Here is a 6,330-nt window from a genome sequence, read left to right as displayed (position 1 = left end):
CATCAGCCAACGGAGAGACCACGCCTGGTGCAAGCGCCAAAAAGCCTGCTGTTTGACAGCAGATGTCGCGGAACGTCGTGGAACTCAACAATTCCCGTCCGCCCCAGCCCAAGGGGAAGAACCCGGCCCACGCGTCTCAGTAGCAGGGAAGGTTGGTGCGGCTTGGCTCCTTCGGCTGCCGCAGGCCTTGAACAAGCACACGCGGCGGCCGTCCAACCTCGACGCTCCTGCCGACCAGGCGGCGCCGTCCGTCAGGTGCCGAGACAACGGGCACGGCTTACCCCGAGGTGCTTGGCGATGTCCCTCGCGGTGTGACCGTCTGCCTTCATCCGCTTCACCGTGGCGATGTGCTCGGAGTCGTCGACCTTGCGGGACGGCCGAACTTCCTGCCGTTCGCCCGGGAGCTTCACGCTTCAGCGCCGTCCGCTCCTTGACCAGCTCGCGCTCGAACTGGGCCATGCTCGCCAGAACGCCGATCACCATGCGGCCCGCGGCCGTCGAGGAATCGATGCCGTCTGTTGTGGACGCCAAGACCCTAGAGGCAACATGACGTGTTAAAAGACTTTGCACAAAATACCGGCACCAGCCGCGCTGGCTGAGGGGCCGGTATGCGCCACGCGGTGCAGTTCTCACATCTGATAGAGCCCCTTGGTGGGCTTAGCGTTGGCCCTACAGTCCACGAAACGAAGCGATTGTCGACGGCAGCTGAATTTTGACCCCCTGGCGGCCTTGGGTTCGAGGGCCGCGCCGGGGTCAGTTTTCAGGTGCCGCCGAGAGCGATCTGCCTAATTCGACGATCGCCATCGACTCGCAGAAATCGAGGAGGGGTTTCGGCGTCTGCGCCTGACACCCGCCCCGGTGGCCGTTCTAGGGTGGTGACGCTTAAAAGGGTCTCGATGACGCTTGAACGCGCAATTGGCGCTTTCCTTCTGGCCTGGCCGATATGGCGGTAGCGTCAACAAAAGTTAAGACGGCGGAAAGGCATGAACGTCATCTTCGACCCAGACGGGATGTCGCCGCAACGGGTCGGTCAGATCTCATGGTGCGCTGTCGCGCGAAGCGGTCCGCTGAGCGGACCGAGACATTGCCCAAACGGCACCGCTGGAAGCGCAATGGTTTTGGCATGTGGCAAGTAGTTGGCGACCGTCCGGAATCCGCAATAGAGCTGACGACAGTCCGGTTCTATGGAAGGGGCGGCACCGTACCAACCAGATCGAGAGCAGGGGAAGTCATGCGAGAGTGTGCGGGGAATCGGCTGCCGGTGTATCGGGTGGCGACGACGGGGATCCAGGAGTCGGAAGCTCAGCAACTGGCGGAGGCGCTCAGGATCCCCGCCAAGGGGTTGAGGTGGCTGGACGGCGAGGCGTCATTTGTGGACCGCGACAAGTACCTCGCCGTTCCAAGCGTCCCCATCAACGACCCGGACATCGTCGCCCGCTTCACCGACGCCACCACGAACCACCACCCGGAGATCGCGATCGCCGTCACCGGCATCGACTACGCAGCGCTCGACCGGCACGTGCCGTTCGCCGACGACGTGGCGTTGAGGTCGGCCGCCGCCGCCCTGGAGAGCGCCAGGCTGACGCCGGCTTCGGCCCGGCCCATGGTAGGGCACACGGTGTTCACCACCGTGGCCATCGGTGCCGATGGTGCCGAGCAGGAGCAACGGCGAACGCTGCTCGACACCCATGTCAGCTACCGCTTCACCGTCGACGGATACCCGCTCGTCGGCCCAGGCGCGCAGATCCAGATCTCGTTCGCCGCCGACGGAGACGTCACCCGTTTGATTCACGCGACGCGAGTGCTCGAGCCCGGCCCATCGGTGGCGATCATCGACGCCGACGCGATTCGTCACCGGATCTCGTGCTCGGTGACCGACGACGTTGCGGTCGATGTCCGGCTCGTCTACCTGGCGCCGAGCCTGCGCAACGCTTTGAACGGTGCGTCCTACTGGCGGCCGAGTGAGATCATCCCGTGGTACGCGGTCACCGTCACGCGGATGGTGACCCACCCAGACCGGGGCACCGAGCACCCGCGCACTTCCCGGGTCCGCTTGATTCCGGCCACCGACGACACTCGTTTCGTCCCCGTCGGTGACCGTCGCGGCGAGTGCCGTCGAGGGCTCCCGCGTCGAGGCGCGTGCAACAGTGTCCGGCGGCACGGCGCCCTACTCGTTCCTGTGGGGAGGATCGAACCCTAATACCTCCACCGAGCGCGGCGCTGCGGTGAGCTACGAGCCACTGACTCGGGACCTGCGTGAGATTATCCCCGCCCAGTCATTGACGCGGACCGAGTACGTATCGGTCACGGTGGTCGACGCCAACGGTGTGTCGGCACAGGCCGACACCTCACTGCTGGTCACCGCCCGGCCGGCGCCGGACACGCACAACTCCGTCAGCTACGGGTGCGAGAGCCCCAACGATCCAGGCGCGTGGACCGGGGACCGCGTCGCCTGGCAGAACGCGATGAACACATTCGGTGGCGGGTCGGAGCGGTTCTGCTGGCTCGCCGACTCGTCCTGGCCCGGCGACTACATCGAGCCCACGCCGCCCGGTGCGCTCGTCGCAAACCCATGGATCAACGGGGACGCCGACTACGCCAACTGGGGCATCAACACGGCGAACATCGTCTTCTACATCGGCGACGCCGATCCCTACGGCTTCGCTGAGATGTATCCGGGTGCGACCCCGGCCCAGTACAACACGTCGGCGGGCGCATCCGTTCTGGTGCCGACCTCTTCGACCACCGTGGAGATCGGCAGCCAAGGCTACGACGTCCCGTACGCCGGCTCGTGGGGCGCCCCGTATCCCAACGACCAACTTCAATGGCTCCCGATGTACGCCTGCAACCTGCTCGAAAATGATGCAAATGCCTCGTCCCCATGGCTGAGCTGGGGCCAAGCCTTCAATGGCCTCCATAGCGTCCTCGCGTTCGATACCGAGGGGGCGGACAGCCACCCCTTCGTGTCGGACTTCGTGCTTAACTTCCTGGGCTTCAAGATCCTGTTCATCGACTTCGAGCCGCAGACGATCGTCCAGTCATGGCTGAACGCCGCCAACGCGACGGACATCGGGACGGCGGCGGCGATGGGCCCGATCACTAACGTCGATGTGCGGGGCACCATTGTCGGCGTCAGTGACTACGGCGACTACTACTGGGGCAGAGGTGCGGTGGGACCGACAATCCCTCGGAACATGATCGACGCCTGGTGGTACATCATGGGGACCGACGCCGTCCAGACCTTCCCGTAACCGCAGCCTGGCATCACATCTCACCGAGCTGCGCTCGACGAGATGACGGAGCTGCGCTTCCGGCCGTCTCACCGAGCCCTGATGCATCCTGCTCGCACCGGTAAGCAACGCCCGAGGCGGTTCAACGAGTGTTCGAGAGGCATCGAGCAGGCGCGACGCTCGAATGCGGACCTCCAGCCGGCGCTGGCTCAGTCACGGACGTGAGTGCCGTCGAACCGCCTGGAGTGCAAGCGGCAAGGAGCTGGGATTAGGAGAGCGTGGACAACGAAAGGTCCTTTCATCCGATGTGCCAGCCAACAGTGGCGATCCAGTCTTCTGGGGATGACCGTCGACTAATCTGCCCGCTGACGCGCTGACCATTTGAGCGCAAGAACGTTTTCCGGAAGATTCTCGTCGCAGCGCTTACCCTTTCGCATATGGAGCAGTTGCTGACCGGCTTCGGCCTGGCCAGCGCGGCCGGTCTCAATGCCTACATCCCGATGCTCACCCTCGGGTTGCTGGCGAGGTTCACCCACCTGGTGGCGCTGCCGCACGGTTGGTCGTGGCTCGAGAACGGCTGGGTGCTAACGATTGTCGCGGTGCTGCTCGCCGTAGAGGTGGTAGCCGACAAAATTCCGGCGCTCGACAGCATCAACGACGCGGTGCAGACGTTCGTACGGCCGACGGCCGGGGGCATCGTCTTTGGTTCCGGCACCGCCGCGCAGACCGTCGCGGTCAGCGATCCCGGCGCGTTCGCTCGCTCCGGTGCGTGGGTACCGGTCACGGTCGGGGCGGTCGTCGCCCTCATCGTGCATCTCGGCAAGACCGCTGTACGGCCCGCCGCGAACGTCGCAACGGCGGGCGTGGCCGCCCCGATCCTGAGCACGATCGAAGACATCGTCAGCCTCACGCTGGTGGCGCTAGCGATCGTCGTGCCCGTGTTGGCGCTTGTCGTTGTCGCACTCCTGGTGTGGGGGGCGACGAGGATCATGCGACGCCGCAGACGAAAGCCGGTGACCTGAATCCAGATTCCCTTGTCGACCGCGACGACTCCCCGGCGGTAACCGCGAAGCGCCCCTCTTGCGGTGGGGGGACTAGGGCGTGTCTCCCATTGATGTGGGTGTTGGCAGTCACGATCTGTCTCATGACGCGTGTGGGAGTGATATCGGATGAGTTCTGGGCTGTTGCCGCGCCGCTGATGCCGTCGGATGTGGGCAAGCGAGGTCGTCGGTTCGCCGATCATCGGCTGATTCTCGAAGGGATCGCATGGCGGTTCCGGACTGGGTCGCCTTGGCGGGATCTGCCTGCGGATTTCGGGCCTTGGCAGACGGTTTGGAAACGCCATCACCGGTTTTCGTTCGACGGTACCTATCAGCGGATTCTTGACGTGGTGCGGGCACATTGGCGCGACGGCAAGCTCGACAAGGACCTGCAGCTGTTGTTGTCGGTGGACTCCACGGTGGTGCGGGCGCATCAGCATGCGGCCGGTGCGCCCCACGCCGGGGACACAGGGGGCTGACCCGAATTACACGAATCGGCCCGCCGCCGAGCCCGGTGACCATGCGCTCGGGCGCTCGCGCGGCGGGTTGACCACCAAGATCCACGCGTTGACCGACACCGCGACCTGCCCGGTCCCGCTCTCGCTCACCGCCGGGCAGGCTCACGACAATCCTGAGCTGTTGCCGCTGGTCGACGGCTATTTCGGGGCGGAGCACAGCGGCGAAGCTGCGCGCGAGGTCCGGCTACTCGCCGACAAGGCCCACTCACATCCCTCCACCCGCGCGGCGCTGCGCCGCCGCAGAATCAAGCACACCATTCCCGAGCGCGATGACCAGATCACCCGACGTAAGGCCAAGGGTCCAGCCGGCGGTCGCCCACCGGCATTCGACGCCGGAATCTACAAGCAGCGCAACACCATCGAACGCGGTTTCAACCGGCTCAAGCAATGGCGCGGCAGCGCAACCCGCTACGACAAATACGCGCTGAGCTTCCTCGGCGGCGTCCTTCTTGCCGCATCAGTCATGCGAATACGCACAACCGCCCTAGAGACAGCGGTCGCTATGCCCCGACCGTTTCGCCGGTGAAGAAGCCCGCGGGTGCCCACCGGCGCCGCTTGACGAACTCGCCCACAAAGCCGTCAGAGTCGGCTCGGCTGGCGAGAAATGATTCGCAGCAAACGGTCACGCGCCGCGGTAGGCAGATTCGTCACGAACGCGAGCTGCAACTTCGGCACGGCCCCGACGACATAACGCGCCCGCGGCCGACGCGCGGTCAGTGCCTCCTCGACGACCCTTGCGACCTTCTCCGGTCCCACCATCTTCTCCCACATAGGCATCGACTTCCTCACGCCCCGCAGGTGCCGGTCGTAGAGCTGCCTCGTTTCTGCCGACATGGGCGCGGCGGTCTCGGCGGTGCGCCACATGTCGGTATTGGTTTGCGCTGGCTCGGCGATCGCGGTGCGCCACATGTCGGTATTGGTTTGCGCTGGCTCAACGATCACAACGGGAATGTCCCACAGCTTGAGCTCCATCCGCAGCGTGTCAGCCGCCGCTTCCAGCGCGAACTTCGACGCGCAGTAGGGGCCCATCAGCGGGAATGCCACCTTGCCGGTGACGCTTGAGATGAACACGATCCTGCCGTGAGACCGACGCAGCCGCGGCAGCACGGCCTGCGTCACCACTATCTGGCCGATCACGTTGATCTCGAACTGCCACCGTAATTCGTCAGGGGTGACGGCCTCCATTGGGCCGCCCACCGCCACACCGGCGTTGTTCACCACGGCGTCGAGTCGCTCGGGCAACGAATCATCAAGCGCCGCAATATTTTCAGAGTTTGACACGTCGAGGATGACCGGCGCGATGCGCGGGCTCCCGGCCTTCACCTTGGCCGCGTCCTCCTCACTGCGGACGCCCGCGATGACATCCCACCCGTTGGCGGCAAGCAGTGTGGCGATCGCATTGCCGATTCCCCGCGACGCACCGGTGATCAGGACTGAAGGCATGGCCGCGACGTTACTCCGGCGCGGTCACGCGTACCGGCGGAGCAAATCGAAACATCGCCGCGCAGGCCGCCACCACCGCCGCCGCCAGCGCGTGAGCGG

The 6,330-nt window shown here is 65.2% G+C and carries 5 protein-coding genes and 1 pseudogene; 4 read left to right on the top strand and 2 right to left on the bottom strand.

Annotation, left to right across the window (positions count from 1 at the left end):
• Window positions 1-251: 251 nt before the first annotated feature.
• Complete coding sequence (locus VKG81_RS10630; RefSeq protein ID WP_324395874.1) at window positions 252-410, bottom strand: helix-turn-helix domain-containing protein; 159 nt, start codon at window positions 408-410, stop codon at window positions 252-254.
• An 860-nt stretch (window positions 411-1,270) separates the two neighbouring features.
• On the opposite strand from VKG81_RS10630, the gene VKG81_RS10625 reads away from it, so the two are divergent.
• The 4 genes and pseudogenes from VKG81_RS10625 to VKG81_RS10610 all read left to right on the top strand — a co-directional run bounded on the left by VKG81_RS10625 (window position 1,271) and on the right by VKG81_RS10610 (window position 5,314).
• Window positions 1,271-2,200 (top strand): hypothetical protein, encoded by a 930-nt coding sequence (locus tag VKG81_RS10625; protein WP_324395873.1) that lies wholly within the window; start codon window positions 1,271-1,273, stop codon window positions 2,198-2,200.
• On the top strand, window positions 2,094-3,251 hold the full coding sequence (locus VKG81_RS10620; RefSeq protein ID WP_324395872.1) for a DUF6345 domain-containing protein: 1,158 nt from the start codon (window positions 2,094-2,096) through the stop codon (window positions 3,249-3,251). Before VKG81_RS10625 ends, VKG81_RS10620 begins: the two co-directional genes overlap by 107 nt.
• A gap of 416 nt (window positions 3,252-3,667) precedes the next feature.
• Window positions 3,668-4,252, top strand: coding sequence for a DUF4126 domain-containing protein (locus VKG81_RS10615; RefSeq protein ID WP_324395871.1), 585 nt, complete (start codon window positions 3,668-3,670; stop codon window positions 4,250-4,252).
• 122 nt (window positions 4,253-4,374) lie between these two features.
• Window positions 4,375-5,314: pseudogene (locus VKG81_RS10610) on the top strand (IS5 family transposase).
• Window positions 5,315-5,367: 53 nt separating this feature from the next.
• Here VKG81_RS10610 and VKG81_RS10605 read toward each other — a convergent pair.
• The gene (locus tag VKG81_RS10605; protein ID WP_324395870.1) at window positions 5,368-6,231 is read right to left on the bottom strand and encodes an SDR family oxidoreductase; all 864 of its coding nucleotides are present in this window, start codon (window positions 6,229-6,231) and stop codon (window positions 5,368-5,370) included.
• Window positions 6,232-6,330 lie beyond the last annotated feature (99 nt).

Source organism: Mycobacterium sp. (genome assembly GCF_035314905.1).
Taxonomy (GTDB): domain Bacteria; phylum Actinomycetota; class Actinomycetes; order Mycobacteriales; family Mycobacteriaceae; genus Mycobacterium.
Note: the sequence above shows the minus strand (reverse complement) of the source record. Positions and strands in the feature narration are given on the sequence as shown.

Bases quoted from the DNA above. Each gene is read 5' to 3' on its own strand.
- VKG81_RS10605 (WP_324395870.1), bottom strand. From the start codon at position 6,231: ATGCCTTCAGTCCTGATCACCGGTGCGTCGCGGGGAATCGGCAATGCG.
- VKG81_RS10615 (WP_324395871.1), top strand. From the start codon at position 3,668: ATGGAGCAGTTGCTGACCGGCTTCGGCCTGGCCAGCGCGGCCGGTCTC.